The organism is Aquimarina sp. RZ0 (genome assembly GCF_008370685.1).
Taxonomy (GTDB): domain Bacteria; phylum Bacteroidota; class Bacteroidia; order Flavobacteriales; family Flavobacteriaceae; genus Aquimarina.
The window spans coordinates 35,822-50,902 of sequence record NZ_VTZU01000023.1 but is presented as its reverse complement, the minus strand read 5'-3'; the positions used below and the strand labels follow the sequence as shown (position 1 = coordinate 50,902).

Annotated in this window: 16 protein-coding genes; 12 read left to right on the top strand and 4 right to left on the bottom strand. The window is 32.8% G+C overall.

Annotation, left to right across the window (positions count from 1 at the left end; translation table 11 throughout):
- The first annotated feature begins 159 nt into the window (after positions 1 to 159).
- A complete protein-coding gene (locus F0000_RS10515) occupies positions 160 to 3,027 on the top strand; it encodes a triple tyrosine motif-containing protein (protein ID WP_149624683.1) in 2,868 nt (955 codons plus the stop codon).
- A 214-nt stretch (positions 3,028 to 3,241) separates the two neighbouring features.
- Here F0000_RS10515 and F0000_RS10510 read toward each other — a convergent pair whose 3' ends face one another.
- From F0000_RS10510 to F0000_RS10495, 4 genes are all read right to left on the bottom strand, one after another.
- Entirely contained in the window at positions 3,242 to 3,643 is a 402-nt protein-coding gene (locus F0000_RS10510) for a rhodanese-like domain-containing protein (protein ID WP_149624682.1), read from the bottom strand.
- 19 nt (positions 3,644 to 3,662) lie between these two features.
- A complete protein-coding gene (locus F0000_RS10505) occupies positions 3,663 to 3,977 on the bottom strand; it encodes a rhodanese-like domain-containing protein (protein WP_149624681.1) in 315 nt (104 codons plus the stop codon).
- A 116-nt stretch (positions 3,978 to 4,093) separates the two neighbouring features.
- On the bottom strand, positions 4,094 to 4,720 hold the full coding sequence (locus tag F0000_RS10500; protein ID WP_149624680.1) for a thioredoxin family protein: 627 nt from the start codon (positions 4,718 to 4,720) through the stop codon (positions 4,094 to 4,096).
- Positions 4,721 to 4,771: 51 nt separating this feature from the next.
- Positions 4,772 to 5,293 carry a TlpA family protein disulfide reductase gene (locus F0000_RS10495; RefSeq protein WP_149624679.1) on the bottom strand — a complete coding sequence of 174 codons (522 nt, stop codon included), beginning with the start codon at positions 5,291 to 5,293 and terminating at the stop codon, positions 4,772 to 4,774.
- A gap of 171 nt (positions 5,294 to 5,464) precedes the next feature.
- Here F0000_RS10495 and F0000_RS10490 point away from each other — a divergent pair, with 171 nt between their 5' ends.
- From F0000_RS10490 to F0000_RS10440, 11 genes are all read left to right on the top strand, one after another.
- Positions 5,465 to 5,965 carry a MarR family winged helix-turn-helix transcriptional regulator gene (locus F0000_RS10490; RefSeq protein WP_368668087.1) on the top strand — a complete coding sequence of 167 codons (501 nt, stop codon included), beginning with the start codon at positions 5,465 to 5,467 and terminating at the stop codon, positions 5,963 to 5,965.
- Between the two features lie 42 nt (positions 5,966 to 6,007).
- On the top strand, positions 6,008 to 6,574 hold the full coding sequence (locus tag F0000_RS10485; RefSeq protein ID WP_149624678.1) for a YceI family protein: 567 nt from the start codon (positions 6,008 to 6,010) through the stop codon (positions 6,572 to 6,574).
- A 208-nt stretch (positions 6,575 to 6,782) separates the two neighbouring features.
- Positions 6,783 to 8,180 carry an anthranilate synthase component I family protein gene (locus tag F0000_RS10480; protein ID WP_149624677.1) on the top strand — a complete coding sequence of 466 codons (1,398 nt, stop codon included), beginning with the start codon at positions 6,783 to 6,785 and terminating at the stop codon, positions 8,178 to 8,180.
- A 106-nt stretch (positions 8,181 to 8,286) separates the two neighbouring features.
- Positions 8,287 to 8,859, top strand: a complete 573-nt coding sequence (locus F0000_RS10475) for an aminodeoxychorismate/anthranilate synthase component II (RefSeq protein WP_149624676.1) — start codon at positions 8,287 to 8,289, stop codon at positions 8,857 to 8,859.
- 96 nt (positions 8,860 to 8,955) lie between these two features.
- Positions 8,956 to 9,951 (top strand): anthranilate phosphoribosyltransferase, encoded by a 996-nt coding sequence (trpD, locus tag F0000_RS10470; protein WP_149624675.1) that lies wholly within the window; start codon positions 8,956 to 8,958, stop codon positions 9,949 to 9,951.
- Positions 9,952 to 9,957: 6 nt separating this feature from the next.
- Positions 9,958 to 10,482, top strand: a complete 525-nt coding sequence (locus tag F0000_RS10465; protein WP_149624674.1) for a hypothetical protein — start codon at positions 9,958 to 9,960, stop codon at positions 10,480 to 10,482.
- Positions 10,483 to 10,521: 39 nt separating this feature from the next.
- Positions 10,522 to 11,307, top strand: coding sequence for an indole-3-glycerol phosphate synthase TrpC (gene trpC / locus F0000_RS10460; protein ID WP_149624673.1), 786 nt, complete (start codon positions 10,522 to 10,524; stop codon positions 11,305 to 11,307).
- Positions 11,304 to 11,984, top strand: coding sequence for a phosphoribosylanthranilate isomerase (locus tag F0000_RS10455; protein WP_255452692.1), 681 nt, complete (start codon positions 11,304 to 11,306; stop codon positions 11,982 to 11,984). Before trpC ends, F0000_RS10455 begins: the two co-directional genes overlap by 4 nt.
- A gap of 63 nt (positions 11,985 to 12,047) precedes the next feature.
- Entirely contained in the window at positions 12,048 to 13,229 is a 1,182-nt protein-coding gene (gene trpB / locus F0000_RS10450; protein WP_149624672.1) for a tryptophan synthase subunit beta, read from the top strand.
- Between the two features lie 72 nt (positions 13,230 to 13,301).
- Complete coding sequence (gene trpA / locus F0000_RS10445; RefSeq protein WP_149624671.1) at positions 13,302 to 14,063, top strand: tryptophan synthase subunit alpha; 762 nt, start codon at positions 13,302 to 13,304, stop codon at positions 14,061 to 14,063.
- Positions 14,064 to 14,239: 176 nt separating this feature from the next.
- Positions 14,240 to 15,076 carry a rhomboid family intramembrane serine protease gene (locus tag F0000_RS10440; protein WP_149624670.1) on the top strand — a complete coding sequence of 279 codons (837 nt, stop codon included), beginning with the start codon at positions 14,240 to 14,242 and terminating at the stop codon, positions 15,074 to 15,076.
- The last annotated feature ends 5 nt before the right edge of the window (positions 15,077 to 15,081 follow it).

Sequence of the window (15,081 nt, the reverse complement as noted above, 5' to 3'; positions counted from 1 at the left end):
GTATTTATAATTTTAAGAAACGTCAATATCAATATGCAAAACACAGCCCACGAAAGTGAAAAAAATTAGCGAACACTCACTAATCAGTAAGGACAACCTATTTTTTGTACCTATCAGATTCCTTGTTTTAGTTAAACAAAATCGTTATGCCACATATCTATGAAAAATATAGTACGAATAATATGTATCTTATCTCCTCTTTTACTAACAGCACAGGTAAAAAGTATTGGTTTACCCAACATTAAGAATTACAAGAAAGTAGATTATATGGGGGGCACTCAGAACTGGGGTATTGATCAAGATAAAAATGATAATCTATACTTTGCTAATAGCGATGGCCTTTTACAGTTTGATGGTACCATATGGAGGAAATATACAATCCCAGATTATAGTACTGCCAGATGTGTAAAAGTAGATGACAATACAGGAAGGATTTTTGTAGGAGGCTATAGAGGGTTTGGGTATTTTGAATCTGATACTAATGGCGAATTAACATATATCTCATTAACAAAACTTCTACAAAAAGATGATATTGACACCCTAGATTTTATCTGGAAAATTCATATAAATAAAGATGAAATAATTTTTCAATCTTTTGAAAAAGCATATATATTCAAGGAAAACAATAATATTAAATTACTTGAAGCTCCTAATCGTTTTCAATTTTCGTTCCAGATCAATGAAAGGGTTTATTTTCAGGATGCAAAAGCCGGAATGATGGAGTACAAAAATGGAGAGCTACATTCAATGAAGGGTACTCCTTTTTTTAATCAAACCGAGGTGTGGGAAATGTTTGCAATGCCTGACGAAAAATTACTATTTGCTACACTGGACAAAGGTCTTTTTTTATATGATAATGAAAAAGTGATCCCCTGGGACACTGAGGCTAATTCTTTTATCTTATCAAATAATTCTCTCGGCGGAGTTAGAATTAATGAAGATTTATTAGTATTAAATTCAGTTTTGGGAGGAATAATTATTTGTAATCTCCAGGGAGACATTATCCAACATATCGATCTTGATAAAGGACTTCAAAACAATACTGTACTCAGCTCATTTATAGATAATAAGAATAATCTCTGGTTAGGTCTTGATAATGGGATTACATTTGTTCACGAAAACTCACCGTTTACATATTTCAGGGCTAGTGAGGGCATTAATGCTGTTTATGGATCAGTTATGCATAAGGACTATCTGTATGTTGCAACCAATCAGGGAGTTTTTTGTCGCCCAAAAAATGATAGTTTCAAGAATCGCGTTTTTACTCTGGTAAAAGGTACAGCTACACAATGCTGGAATATACAGGTTGTTGGGGGACAATTACTTTGTGCCAATAACAGAGGTGCTTTGCTTATTGAAAATAATAAAACAATAAATATCTTAGATAATAAAGGATATTTTGGGTTCAAATCCATACCGGGTTATCCTGATTACATCATAGGATCAAATTACAATGGTTTTGCAATTTTTGAAAAAACAATACACGGTTTAGTTTATAAAAATCAAATCGATGGTTTTGATAAATCTTCAAACTCTTTTGAGTTAGATGATACACATCTATGGCTTAAAAAAGATGACTTGATTTATCAAATGAGCTGGTCTGATGATTTTAAGGAATTCAATAGTATAAAAAAGATACCTCAAATAACCAATGATGTACACGGCATTAATAGTTTACAAAAGATAAGAGAAACTGTTTATTTTCAATCAAAAAACAGCTTTTTTAAATATTCAAAAGAAAAAGACTTGTTTTATAAAGATGAAAAAATGAGTTCATTATTTCAAGAAACACCTATCATCAATTCTTTATTAGAGGATTCTCAAGGAAATTTATGGTATACCTATGATACATCATTGAGCGTATTTATGAAAAACAAAATTGGTGAATATAAAAACGTTGTCGCCCCTTTCTCTAATTTATCAAAAAATCTGATCCCAGGCTATTTATCTGTAAATACCATAGATTCCAAAAATATTTTCATTGGATTGGCAGATGGTTTAGCCCATTATGATTCAGAATTTTCGACAGATATTATTACTAATCCTAAAATTTTTATTCGAAGTTTTTCTTTTTCAGAAAATACATTTATCCAGGGAAACCCTCAGGAAAAGCTTCGAGAATATAAAATACCTTATGACTCTAATCATCTAAAATTTTCATTTTCGTCTCCTACTTATGAAAACTTAAAAAATGTCGAATATTCATACCGGCTAGATCCCTTTGATAGTATCTGGAGCAATTGGTCTGTAAACGCTATGAAGGAGTATACAAATCTAAGAGAAGGAATCTATACCATGAAAGTAAAAGTGAGAAATAGTTATGGAATGCAATCAGAGGAAGCCACGATTGATTTTATAATTTCTCCTCCCTGGCATCGCCATTATATCGCCTACATTTCATATGCTTTACTGCTGCTTATCGGATTCTATAGTACCCAAAGAGGGATAAAGCATAAAATACAAAAAAACAAATACTACGAAACTATTGAACAACGAAAGATCTATTTAGAAAAAGAGTCTAAAATAAAGCAAGAACAATATGAACTGGAAAAAGAGATTGAAAAGTTAAAAAGAGATAAGCTTCAAATCAAAATTTTAGCAAAAGACAAAGAGCTCGTGAATAACTCAATTCAGGTTGCCAAAAAAAATAAAGTTTTAAAAGGCATTATCCATATGTTAAAAGACATAGATGAGAACAGACTCGATGATCATACAAAATTTCAATTTAATAAACTCCAAAAAAACATTACCAGAGAGGTTACTACAGATAACAGATGGAAAGATTTAGAGAAACACATTAAGAATGTACATTTTGACTTTCTAAAGCGTCTAAAAGAAAAACACCCTACTGTATCGCCAAGAGAATTAGACCTCTGCACCTATTTATTATTAAATATGTCTACAAAGGAAATTGCTGAGGTTATGAATATTTCTAAAGGAGGTGTCGAACTTGCACGCTACAGATTACGTAAAAAGTTTAAACTTCATAAAAAAGAAAATCTGACAGGTTTTTTAATGAGTATTTAGAGTATGTTTAAAAACCTTACTTCTTGAAAACAAATATTTTAAGAACCGTGAAGTTACTTCAAATTAATGTAAATATCTCGATATACTCATCATTTGAAGTGTCCTCAGAACCTCAAACTATTGATTTTCAATTTGTATTCTTTTTAAACATACTCTTAGATATGGAATACCTTTGTAAAATTCTATTTTCTTACTAATTAATTTTAGGGAACTACTATTTAACTACCTCTTTGCCTTTATATTTCCATTCTGTAAGGCCTCCATCAAGGTCATATATCTTAGTAAAGCCTGCTTTTTCCATGTAGGCCGAGCACTTAGCACTTCTACCTCCCCGCCCACAATATACTGCTATCGGTTTTGATTTATCAATCGTAGAAATAAGGGTTTCAAAATTTTCATCATAAAAATTAATATTTATAGCTCCATCTATATGCCCATTGGCAAATTCTTTTGGAGTACGAACATCGACAAGCTGCACTTTTTCTAATTCGAGAAGCTTATCCATCTCTTCTACAGTAATTAATTGAACTGAAGCAATATTAGTATTCTTAGAATCTTTACAGCTGCATATCAATAAAGAAAAAAAGGCTGTTATTAGTATTGTTTTAATTCTCATCAATCAAATATATTATGCATTACTCAGCAGTTTCACCATCCCAATTCATAAAACCTCCTATTAGATTATATGTTGTCTCAAAACCCATTTGAGTCATTAATTCACAGGCTTGCGCACTTCTAGCTCCTGACCTGCAATATACATAGTAATTTTTTGATGGATCTAATTTTTTAAGTTCATCGAGAAAGTCCTGACCTTGACGAATGTCAATATTAACCATATTAGGAATAAAACCTTCTTCTACTTCTTCCTCTGTTCTTACATCTAATATGATTGCCTTATCATCATTAACAATAAGATCTTCCCATTCCTCTTGTGTGATATCATTAGCCATGTACTATAGTATTATTTTTTTTAGATTGAACTTATTTGTTGTACTACTCTTTACAAAGATAAGGGTACTTAGTGAATTGTTAATATTAATGCATCCAATTTTAAATAAATTAAAATTTATGCTTTAATACTACAACCTATAGCTTTGGTTGTTTTTACAGGAACTTCTTCTCCTTTTAATAGTGCATTAACCGCATCGGCTACATATTTCTTATCTACAGAAGCAGCATCTTTATAATTATTATCAATCGCACCAATGTACTTTACAACATTACCTTTATCTGTTTTTTGCAAAACATATACGTGAGGCGTTTTGGTTGCTCCATACTGTGGGTAGATTTTCTGCCCATCATCAAATAAATATGGGAACGTAAATCCTTTGTCTTTAGCTCTTACTTTCATATGATCAAAATCATCTTTGGGATACGCTTTTGGATTGTTAGGGTTTATTGCTATTACCGGATACCCTTTAGTTTTATACATTTTATCCAATTCTATAATTCTGTCTTCATAAGCAACAGAATACGGACAATGATTACACGTGAAAATCACGATAAAACCCTTCGCATCCTTATAATCAGCTAATGACACCATCGAATCATCAATATTCTTAAGACTAAAATCTGTGGCAACATCTCCTATAGCATACCCAAAATCTGTCTTTGATACGTTCACCTTATCCAAAGCAAACGCACTTACGGCAAGGACCAAGGCAATACCAACTAAAATTTTTAAAGTTTTCATCTGTTTTCGTTTTTAGCGTATTATACTTTTTAACTCAGGGGCGATCCCTTCTTACAATATCTTTTTAAGCTCGTTTTCTAATTCATTGTAGGTAAAGGATTGCTCATAGAATCTGGTTGTATTACCTTTATAAATGATCGTTGCAGGAATGGCACCTGACCAATCTTTATGAACTTTGGGTATCCAACTATCTGCATCAGGATCATCCAGTAGAATTACTTTACTTTCTATTCTTTGCCTATCTAAGAACGGTATTAATTTAGTCTTTACCTGAGAAGGCAAATCCAGACTAATTAATATCACTTCTACCTCTTCATCAGGATATCTACTGTTAATCAATTCGAAATAAGGCAATTCTGCAACACAAGGTTTACACCAGGTTGCCCAAAAATTAATAATCCGTGTTTTCCCATCATTAATTGTTAGTAATGGTTGTAAACTCTCAAAATCATAAACAGGTATCTCCATATCTTTGCTAGAAAAGATATCGGTTGCTTCCAAAGCAATTTTCTGCTCTCCTTTACAATTAAAAAAAAACACCACTAACCCTATATATATTATATGCTTCTGCATTATACTAAAATATTAAAACACTTTAGTAAGTAAAAGAAAATTAACAAGGTTTATACTATTCATATAGAGAATTTTAGGATTTCATAGATTATTTTTATCAAACAATGATAGTATTAATGAATAGTACTCATTAGAACTTTAACAAAGAATTAATATCCTACTATAAATTAAATGAAATCTAAAGCTATACATTTGTATATACAATTATTGTATACACAAATGACAATAGAAGAAATCATAAAAACTAAAGAAGAGCTACCATTATCCAGAAAAGCAATTATTAATTTGCTATATACGGAGAAAAGCATAAGAGAAAAAATAAATTCAGAATTAAGAGTTTTTGATATATCTATTCAGCAATTTAATGTATTGAGGATACTAAAGGGGCAAAACGGTAAACCCGCTAATTTATCCACGATACAAGAAAGAATGGTAAGTAAAATGAGTAATACAACCAGATTAGTAGATAAACTCATTAAAAAAAAGTTAGTAAATCGAATAGTTTGTGAGACAAACAGAAGGAAAATAGAAATCACAATTACACCCGATGGTACTAATTTCTTAGCAGAAGTAAGTCCAGTGATGGATCGCTTCGAAAAAAGAATTACTTCTAAGCTTTCTGATGGAGAACTTCAGCAATTAAATACCTTACTAAATAAACTAAGAGAATAAATACATAATCAAATTTATATAATCCTTAAATAATAAAAAATCATGAAAACTAAACTTAAATCATTAATCTTAGCATTAACATTAATAGCTACATTGACAATTACTGCACAACAAAAAGAAATCAAAACTTCAGAAAGTTCTATCAACTGGACTGGTAAAAAAGTTACGGGTACACATACAGGAACTCTTGCTTTCTCAAGTGGTTTTCTTGTATTTGAAGGTAATAATCTAAAAGGTGGAGAATTCGTTGTTGATATGACTTCTCTCGCTGTCACTGATCTGGAAACCGGAAAAGGAAAAGAAAAACTAGAAGGTCATCTTAGTTCTGATGATTTCTTTGGTATTAAAAATCACAAAAGTGCAAAACTGGTAATTAAAGAAGCGGTAAAAGCAAAAAGTGGATATAGCATCAAAGGAGTGCTAACTATTAAAGGAAAGACTAACCCTATCAGTTTTGACCTTGCTGTCAACGATAATTCTGCCACAACAACTCTGAGCGTAGACAGAACTAAGTATGACATCAAATATGGATCAGGTAGTTTCTTTGACAACTTAGGTGACAAAGCAATTAGTGATGAGTTTGAATTAGCCGTAAATTTAAAAATGTAATTTTTGTTTTAAGAATTATAATTAATTTATATATTTGACTCAGTAAACAATAAAAATGAATTTAATAGTAACAAATATTTGGTGGTGGTTTTCTCAAAACATAAACGTCGTGAAATAGACCCGCATCATTTTGTTATATAAACATATAAAGGCTTGTCGAATCACGACAAGCCTTTTTCATTTCTCATAAATAGGTAAAACGATAAAAATGAGCTATACACTAACCACACATTTTAAACAAATTTTAGCCGATACGATTACACCAGTAAGTGTTTATCTAAAAATCCGTGATCGATTTCCCAATAGCCTTTTGTTAGAAAACAATGATTATCGAGGTAGTGAAAACAGTTTTTCATATATCTGTTGTAATCCTATAGCAACCATAAAAATTGTAAATGAGACTATTTATCAATCGTTTCCAGATAAAAGCGTGCAAGAAACACCAATTACTACAGATACAGATATTCCTGACGTTATAGAAAATTTTGGTAAGAACTTCAAAACATCTATAAGTGATTTCAAATTTATAAACAATGGACTTTTTGGCTACATTTCATATGATGCAGTTCGCTATTTTGAGAATATTGATATTTCTAAAAAAGCAGAAGCCTTACATATTCCAGATGTTCACTATACTGTTTTTCAAAATATTATAGCTATCAGTAATTTTAATAATGAAGCTTATATTTTTGCACATTGCTATGAAACTGATAACAATATTGATGAAATTGAGTCTTTGCTTCGTGTAAAAAACTTTGCTTCTTACAGTTTTAATACTGTCGATGAAACCACTTCTAATCTTAATGACGACCAATACAAAGCTCACGTAGCTCTAGCAAAAAAACATTGCTTGCGCGGGGATGTATTTCAATTGGTTTTATCAAAAAGGTTTTCACAAAAATTCAAAGGTGATGAGTTTAATGTATATAGAGCCTTGCGAAGCATAAACCCTTCTCCTTATCTTTTCTATTTTGATTATGGCGATTTTAAGATTTTTGGCAGTTCACCAGAAGCTCAGTTAGTCGTAAAAGACGAAATTGCAGAGATTCATCCAATTGCAGGAACTTTTAAACGTACCGGTAATGATGAGCAAGATGCAGAATTAGCAAAAAAACTATCTATAGATGAAAAAGAAAATGCAGAACATGTTATGCTGGTAGATCTTGCTCGTAATGATCTAAGTCGTAATGGGAGTAATGTTACTGTAGAAAATTATAGAGAGGTACAATTCTACTCACATGTAATTCATCTTGTCAGTAAAGTAACAAGTAAAAAACACTCGGATACTACTACGATGCAAGTAGTTGCTGATACTTTTCCTGCAGGAACATTAAGTGGTGCGCCTAAGCATATGGCTATGCAACTGATCGAAAAATACGAAACCACTAATAGAGATTTCTACGGGGGCGCTATCGGTTTTATGGATTTCCACGGAAACTTTAACCATGCAATAATGATCAGAACATTTTTAAGTAAAAATCATCAATTACATTGGCAAGCCGGAGCTGGATTAGTAAATGAATCCAATGAAGAAAATGAATTACAAGAAGTTTACAATAAATTAGGAGCTTTAACGAAAGCATTAAAACTTGCCGAAGAGATCTAAACATATTTCTTTATCAGTGTAAGACAGATACCTGATATATAAATATCATCTCTAAACGCAAGAATTAAAGCATCAAAGTCTGCCAATATAAACTAAAAAAAGAATAATGAATAAAAAAGTATTAGTAATAGACAACTACGATTCATTCGTTTATAACCTGGTTCACTACTTAGAAGATTTAGGCTGCGAGGTTACGGTAAGACGTAATGATCAGTTACGTCTGGAAGAGGTAGCTCCTTTTAATAAAATATTACTTTCTCCTGGTCCCGGCATTCCAGAAGAGGCGGGGTTATTAAAAGAAATCATCAAAACCTATGCAGATACCAAGAGTATTTTTGGAGTATGTCTGGGGCAACAGGCAATAGGCGAAGTTTTTGGGGGAAGTCTGATCAACCTGGATGAAGTCTATCACGGTGTTGCTACAGGAATAACCGTTTCTGTAACTGATGAACCTATTTTTAAAGGACTTGATAACACTTTTGAAGTAGGCAGATACCATTCCTGGGTAGTTAAAGACAATGATTTACCTTCTTGCTTAGAAGCAACTTCTTTTGATGAAAATGGTCAGATCATGTCTTTACGCCATAAAGAACTTGATGTTCGTGGTGTACAATTTCATCCAGAATCTGTATTAACACCAAACGGAAAAAAAATGCTGGAAAACTGGATTCATAATTAAAGAGTTTTCGAATAAAGAATAAGGTCACATAATGACATTGTATAACAAACCTGTTTAGATTTCTAACCCTATAGAAACAACAATAAAAATAAAGTAATGAAAAACTTACTAAACCGATTAATTAATCATGAAACCATCTCCAAAGAAGAAGCAAAAAGCGTATTAGTAAATATTTCTAAAGGAGCATATAATCAGAGCCAGATTGCATCCTTTCTTACCGTATATATGATGCGTAGTATTACTGTAGAAGAATTAGAAGGATTTAGAGATGCATTGTTAGAACTCTGTATTGCTGTTGATCTTAGTGAATATAATCCAATTGATCTTTGTGGTACTGGTGGTGATGGTAAAGACACATTTAATATCTCTACACTTTCTTCTTTTGTTTCTGCCGGCGCTGGCATCAAGGTTACCAAACATGGCAATTATGGGGTATCTTCAAAATGTGGAAGCTCTAATGTGATGGAACATTTGGGAATTAAATTCAGTAATGATAAAGATTTTCTAAAGCGAAGTATCGATGAGGCAGGCATATGTGTTTTGCATGCACCGCTATTTCATCCGGCAATGAAAAATGTAGCGCCTATCAGAAAAGAACTGGGAGTAAAAACATTTTTTAATATGTTGGGACCAATGGTAAATCCTGCTTTTCCCAAAAATCAGATTGTAGGTGTATTTAATCTAGAACTCGCCAGAATGTATGGATACTTATATCAAAATACGGATAAGAATTTTACGATTATTCATGCGCTGGATGGGTATGATGAAATTTCTTTGACAGGCAGCACTAAAACAATTTCTAATCATACAGAAGGAATGTTAACGCCAGAAGATTTTGGGGTAACAGCTCTAAAACAAGAACAAATTGCAGGTGGTGAGTCTATTGAAGAATCTGCCACAATTTTTATGAATATCCTACAAGGCAAAGGAACGGATGCTCAAAACCAGGTAGTTTGTGCGAATGCTGGTATAGCAATTGCCACAGTAGAAGGGTTACAACCCAAAGAAGGGTATGAAAAAGCAAGGGAATCGTTACTTTCAGGAAAAGGACTAACTGCCTTAAAAAAAGTGCAGGAACTTAGTAAATCGTAAACATCTATGAAAGTAGAAACCTATACCATCGAAGGATATCAGGGAAAAGAACGAGGAGCACTCATCGCTGAGAATGAAGAATGGATTTTAGTAAAACACATACCTATAGATTATGTAATTGATGGATATAGAGTGTATAAAAAGAAATACATAAAGAAAAGAAAATCAAAAACCAAAGAAGAAAAAATTGCCAGAGTTCTCAAATTAAAAAATATTCGACTAGAGCGCCCTGCAAACTTCAAATTTGGTAATGATCTGGAAATGCTTGCATGGAGCGAACAAACGTATGGATTGTTTGAGTTTCAGGATAATGATACAGAATTATTCTATGGAACTATATGCGCTACAGCGGATACAAATTTTATCATTAATATGATCAAAGCCAATGGCAAGATTATACCAGAATATGATTATGAATTTACAACAGAGGAGATACAAGTCATTGCATTTGAGTCTGATTATTTTGAGTCTATCCGTTTACTAATGAATGATGAATTAAAAAGATCTCCCAAATTAAAGAAAATATCATAAATCGATGACTAATTGTAGAATGACCAACTGTCAATAAAAATGAACATACTAGACAAAATAATAGCCGACAAACGTATAGAAGTAGCACTAAAAAAAGGGTTGATCCCTACTACACAATTAGAAAAATCAGTACTTTTTGATCGTTCTACAAATTCTCTGACTACGGCATTACGAAATAGCGATACAGGTATTATTGCCGAACATAAACGCAGATCTCCATCAAAATCAGTAATTAACCAAAAATCCAGTGTACAAGATGTAGCCACAGGATATGAAAAAGCAGGCGTTTGTGGAATGTCTGTACTCACTGATGGAAAATATTTTGGAGGTTCTATGGATGATCTTCTACTAGCCAGAGCTTCTGTAGAATTACCTATCCTTCGTAAAGAGTTTATTGTTGATGAATATCAACTTCTGGAAGCAAAGGCATATGGAGCAGATGTTATACTACTAATTGCAGCAGTACTATCAAGAGAAGAAATTAAATCATTATCTGAGTTTGCTAAACGTTTATCTCTTGATGTATTATTAGAAGTTCATAACCTGGAGGAGTTAGAGAAATCCATTATGCCGTCGCTAGACATGTTAGGAGTCAATAATCGTAATCTAAAAACGTTTGAGGTGAGTACAGATGTGAGTAAAGAATTGAGTACACATATTCCTGATGATTTTGTAAAAGTTTCAGAAAGTGGTATTAGTAGTATCGATGCAATAAAAGACTTACAACCTTATGGTTATAAAGGGTTTTTAATTGGTGAAAATTTTATGAAAACAGAAAACCCTGGGACAAGTGCTATAGAATTTATTAAAACTCTCAAACTATGAAGCTTAAGATTTGTGGTATGAAATACCAGGAAAATATAAAGTCGGTAGCAGCAGTATCTCCAGCGTATCTAGGCTTTATCTTTTATGACAAATCTCCCAGAAATTTTGAAGGAGAGATCCCTAAGCTTCCTGATGACATAAAAAAAACAGGTGTTTTTGTAGATGAATCAGTAAGTCAAATTATTTCGAAAATCGCAAAATACGGTTTAAAAGCAATTCAGCTGCACGGAAATGAGAGTCCAAAATATTGCAAAGCAATAAAAGAAGCAGAACTATTGCTACCTGTTATAGAGAATGGAAAAGAAATAAGGATTAAGCCTTATAGTTTTGAAATCATAAAAGTATTCTCTATTAAAGATGCATTTGACTTTGACATACTAAAACCATACGAAGGGATTGTAGATTATTTTCTTTTTGATACTAAAGGAAAAGAAAAAGGAGGCAATGGATATGTATTTGATTGGAGTGTTCTGAACAACTACAACTCCCCTACTCCGTTTATTCTAAGTGGAGGTATTGGACTAGACGAAGTAAATTCGATAGTATCGTTCCTCAAAAAAGACATCTCAGAGTTGTTATATGCAATTGATGTCAACAGTAAATTTGAAATAAAACCAGGATTAAAAAATACCGAAGATTTAAAAAAATTCATGAATGTATTGAACATTAAAAATTGAATATGAATTTCATTTTCAGAAATAACTTCAATCTCATAATGATCAATCAAAAACTAAGAAAAAATGAGTTATCAAGTAGATGAAAAAGGATATTACGGAGATTTTGGAGGTGCTTATATTCCAGAGATGCTATATCCTAATGTTGAAGAATTAAGAACTACCTATTTAGACATCATAAATGAACCTTCTTTTAAAGAAGAGTTTCATCAATTACTTAAAGATTATGTAGGTCGACCTTCTCCTCTTTATTATGCTAATCGCTTATCAGAAAAACATAATACTAAAGTATACCTAAAACGTGAAGACCTCAATCATACGGGGGCACACAAGGTAAATAATACTATTGGGCAAATTCTGGTTGCTAAAAAATTAGGTAAAAACAGAATCATCGCAGAAACGGGTGCAGGGCAACATGGAGTTGCCACAGCAACAGTATGTGCTTTGATGGGTATTGAATGCATCGTTTATATGGGAGAAATCGATATTAAACGCCAAGCTCCCAATGTAGCTCGTATGAAAATGCTTGGTGCAGAAGTACGACCAGCAAAATCCGGAAGTAAAACCTTAAAAGATGCAACTAATGAAGCGATAAGAGATTGGATCAACAATCCTGTTGATACGCACTATATTATTGGATCTGCTATTGGACCACACCCCTACCCGGATATGGTAACCAGATTTCAGTCTATTATCTCAGAAGAAATCAAATGGCAGCTCAAAGAAAAAGAAGGTAGAGAAAATCCGGATTATGTAGTAGCCTGTATTGGAGGTGGTAGTAATGCTGCAGGAACTTACTATCATTTTTTAGACCAGCCCGATGTAGGTATCATTGCGGTAGAAGCTGCTGGAAAAGGAGTGAATTCTGGAGAAAGTGCTGCAACTTCGCAATTAGGAAAAGAAGGGATTATTCACGGGTGTAAAACCTTATTGATGCAAACCACAGATGGTCAGATCACAGAGCCGTATTCTATCTCTGCAGGACTAGATTATCCCGGGGTCGGACCATTACATTCTCATTTGTACAAAACCGCCCGAGGTGAATTCTTTTCGGTAACCGATAATGATGCAATGACTGCCGGCTTAGAATTATCACAATTGGAAGGTATTATACCAGCGATAGAATCTTCTCACGCCTTAGCCGTTTTTAATGATAAAAAATTTAAGCCTGAGGATGTTGTAGTGATCAGTCTTTCTGGACGAGGGGACAAAGATCTAGACACATATATCGATTATTTCAAACTGTAAAACATAACACGTTGCTTATACAAAGTAGTAAAAAAATTATACTATTATATACGCTATAATCAATACTAAACAATGAACCGAATAAACCAAAAATTAAACGAAGACAAAAAATTACTGTCTATTTATTTTACTGCAGGCTATCCAGCACTTAATGATACCAAAAAAATTATTCAGGATTTAGAAAATAGTGGTGTAGACATGATAGAAATTGGATTACCATTCAGTGATCCTCTGGCAGATGGCCCTACAATTCAGGAAAGTTCTACAGCTGCCCTAAAAAATGGAATGACCACAAATATTTTATTTGAGCAACTTGCCGATATTAGAACAACGGTAAATATACCCTTAATTATTATGGGGTATTTTAATCCAATGCTGCAATATGGTGTTGAGGCTTTTTGTGCCAAATGTCAGGAAATTGGTATTGACGGATTGATCATACCTGATCTTCCGGTTGCAGAGTACCACGAGCATTATCAGGCTACTTTTGAAAAATATGGCTTAATCAATGTATTTCTGATTACACCACAAACCTCTGATGAGCGTATTCGATTTATCGATAGTGTCTCTAATGGGTTTATCTATATGGTGAGCTCTGCAAGTGTTACTGGTTCTACTTCTGGTTTCGGAAACACACAAGAAACATATTTTGATCGTATTGCTACTATGAATCTAAAAGCTCCTCAGGTCGTAGGTTTTGGGATTCGGGATACCGAAACTTTTATGCAGGCTACCAAAACTGGAAAAGGTGCCATCATAGGTTCAGCATTTATTAAGCACCTAACAAATGAGGGGGTAGATACTATTGACTCTTTTGTAAAAAAAATTCGGTAATTTTACACCGTCCTTACTTAAAAATGTCGTACCTAATCTATCTCTTTTTATGTACAGGAAATTGTTCATATATTACACGAGTTATATTCAAACTAATTTACTCATAAATAAAACTGGATCTTTAAGACGACATTTTTAAGATACGTAGTATTCATCCCAAAAGAGGAAAATAATTAATGAAAGAAATTGGATTAGCAGGAGTTTTTCTATTTATAATCAATGGATTAATCACTTATAAAGGTCTGAAAAACATAAGTTTTTTAAGAAAATACTCTTTTCAAGTTGATGAAGTTTTAATTCATAAAGATTATAAGAGACTACTTACTGCCGGGTTTCTCCACGTACATTGGTTCCATTTTGGCTTCAATATGCTTTCTCTCTATTTCTTTAGTTTCCATCTTGAAACTACAGTAGGTGTTTTTAAATTTATTATTATTTATTTCGGCAGTCTGATTGGCGGAAATCTATTAGCCCTATATATTCATAGAAACAAAGAAGATTATAGTGCCGTAGGAGCCTCGGGAGCCATTAGCGGAATTATCTTCGCTTCTATTGCTTTATTTGAGGATCTGCAAATTGGTTTTTTCTTTATCCCTATTGGTATTCCCGGATGGTTATATGGATTATTATTTGTATTAGTCTCTATATATGGTATTAGATCCCAAAGAGATTCTATTGGTCATGAAGCCCATTTAGGTGGTGGCATAATAGGATTATTGATAGCAATCACCATGGTTCCTAATTCTATATTCAAGAATTATATAGCCATTACATTAGTAGCAGTACCTACAATCATTTTTATAAGTATTATCCTGATAAGACCCGATTTCCTTATATTCAAAAAGACACTAGTAGAAAAACCTGAAGGTTTATTGGATATAGATGATAAATACAATACTGAGAAAGTAACAAAAGAACAAGAACTGAATACGTTACTGGATAAAATCAACGAAAAAGGAATTAAAAAGTTATCCAAAGCAGAAAAAGAGCGATTAGAAGAACTATCAAGATAATACCA

Excerpts from the sequence above, each read along its gene's own strand:
- F0000_RS10515 (WP_149624683.1), top strand. The coding sequence starts at position 160 with ATGAAAAATATAGTACGAATAATATGTATCTTATCTCCTCTTTTACTA.
- F0000_RS10480 (WP_149624677.1), top strand. The coding sequence starts at position 6,783 with ATGAGCTATACACTAACCACACATTTTAAACAAATTTTAGCCGATACG.
- F0000_RS10485 (WP_149624678.1), top strand. The coding sequence starts at position 6,008 with ATGAAAACTAAACTTAAATCATTAATCTTAGCATTAACATTAATAGCT.
- F0000_RS10490 (WP_368668087.1), top strand. The coding sequence starts at position 5,465 with ATGAAATCTAAAGCTATACATTTGTATATACAATTATTGTATACACAA.
- F0000_RS10475 (WP_149624676.1), top strand. The coding sequence starts at position 8,287 with ATGAATAAAAAAGTATTAGTAATAGACAACTACGATTCATTCGTTTAT.
- trpD (WP_149624675.1), top strand. The coding sequence starts at position 8,956 with ATGAAAAACTTACTAAACCGATTAATTAATCATGAAACCATCTCCAAA.
- trpB (WP_149624672.1), top strand. The coding sequence starts at position 12,048 with ATGAGTTATCAAGTAGATGAAAAAGGATATTACGGAGATTTTGGAGGT.
- trpC (WP_149624673.1), top strand. The coding sequence starts at position 10,522 with ATGAACATACTAGACAAAATAATAGCCGACAAACGTATAGAAGTAGCA.
- F0000_RS10440 (WP_149624670.1), top strand. The coding sequence starts at position 14,240 with ATGAAAGAAATTGGATTAGCAGGAGTTTTTCTATTTATAATCAATGGA.
- F0000_RS10505 (WP_149624681.1), bottom strand. The coding sequence starts at position 3,977 with ATGGCTAATGATATCACACAAGAGGAATGGGAAGATCTTATTGTTAAT.
- F0000_RS10510 (WP_149624682.1), bottom strand. The coding sequence starts at position 3,643 with ATGAGAATTAAAACAATACTAATAACAGCCTTTTTTTCTTTATTGATA.
- trpA (WP_149624671.1), top strand. The coding sequence starts at position 13,302 with ATGAACCGAATAAACCAAAAATTAAACGAAGACAAAAAATTACTGTCT.
- F0000_RS10455 (WP_255452692.1), top strand. The coding sequence starts at position 11,304 with ATGAAGCTTAAGATTTGTGGTATGAAATACCAGGAAAATATAAAGTCG.
- F0000_RS10500 (WP_149624680.1), bottom strand. The coding sequence starts at position 4,720 with ATGAAAACTTTAAAAATTTTAGTTGGTATTGCCTTGGTCCTTGCCGTA.
- F0000_RS10495 (WP_149624679.1), bottom strand. The coding sequence starts at position 5,293 with ATGCAGAAGCATATAATATATATAGGGTTAGTGGTGTTTTTTTTTAAT.
- F0000_RS10465 (WP_149624674.1), top strand. The coding sequence starts at position 9,958 with ATGAAAGTAGAAACCTATACCATCGAAGGATATCAGGGAAAAGAACGA.